This window comes from Aminobacter sp. P4_D5, assembly GCF_056401815.1.
This window is the reverse complement of the sequence record NZ_JBFUIP010000406.1, coordinates 1-1,121: the sequence shown is the minus strand read 5'-3', so window position 1 is coordinate 1,121 and position 1,121 is coordinate 1. Positions and strand designations below refer to the sequence as shown.

General features: G+C 59.1%; 1 protein-coding gene and 1 pseudogene. Both read left to right on the top strand.

Annotated features, from left to right (window positions below):
* Nucleotides 1-315, top strand: a pseudogene (locus AC1DWF_RS32290) (arylsulfatase); the annotation flags it as partial.
* Between the two features lie 101 nt (nt 316-416).
* Nucleotides 417-1,121, top strand: a 705-nt coding sequence (locus tag AC1DWF_RS32285; protein ID WP_476842604.1) for an HAD family hydrolase, incomplete at its 3' end; no start/stop codon positions are given.

Genomic DNA, 1,121 nt, shown 5'->3' with positions numbered 1-1,121 from the left:
ATGGTCTCCGACGACCCAGCTGGCTTCATCTCAGGCGTGCAGCCCTACTCCTGGACGCAGGTCGTCAACATCAAACGCGATCCGTTCGAGACCTCGGTCGGTCAACAGATCAAGACGCTGTTCGGTATGGGGGGCTCCATCGCCTCTCCGTCGACGGCCTATGTCTATGACTGGAACATCCTGCCCATCGGCCAGCAGTTGTGGCTGAAGCATCTCGAGAGCTACATCGCCTATCCGCCGCTTCAGGACCCTGCAAGCTACAATCTGGAGCAGGTGATGCAGCAGGTCAAAGATATGAAAGCGGGTCACGACTGACCCACCCACCAATATCGGACGCCCCGTCACCGGGGCGTCCGATGCCAGGTGCCTTCCGGCAGCATCCCGCACCGAACCACATCAACGATGGGGAGTTCAAGATGCACGCATTCTCCAAATTCGTAGGCGGAGCGCTCATAGGACTTTACGCATTATTTGCGGTGGCATTTGCGCAAGCCCAGACCGATCCACTGCCATCGTGGAACGATACCGGCCCTAAGGCAGCCATTGTTGCCTTCGTTGAAAAGGTGACCAAGGAAGGGTCGAGCGATTTCGTGGCCGAGCCCGAACGCATTGCCGTGTTCGATAATGACGGTACGTTATGGGTCGAGCACCCGATGTACACCCAACTCGCCTTCGCGCTCGACCGCGTGAAGACAGAAGCGCCATCGCATCCGGAATGGAAGGCCACACAGCCGTTCAAGGCGGTGCTCGAAGGCGACATGAAGACGCTCGCGGCAGGCGGCGAGAAGGGGCTGGTGGAACTCATCATGGCGACCCACACCGGAATGACCAGCGACGAGTTCCAAAAGATCGTCACCGACTGGATCGCAACCGCGCGTGATGGCCGGTTCAAGCGCCCCTACACCGAGCTCGTCTACCAGCCGATGCTCGAACTGCTCGCCTATCTGCGCGCCAATGGCTTCAAGACTTTCATCGCTTCGGGCGGCGGCATCGAGTTCATGCGGCCATGGACCGAACAGGTTTATGGGGTGCCGGCAGAGCAGGTTGTTGGTTCGTCCATCAAGACGCAGTTCGAGATGAAAGATGGCACGCCTACGCTGTTTCGGCTGCCTGAGGTCAAC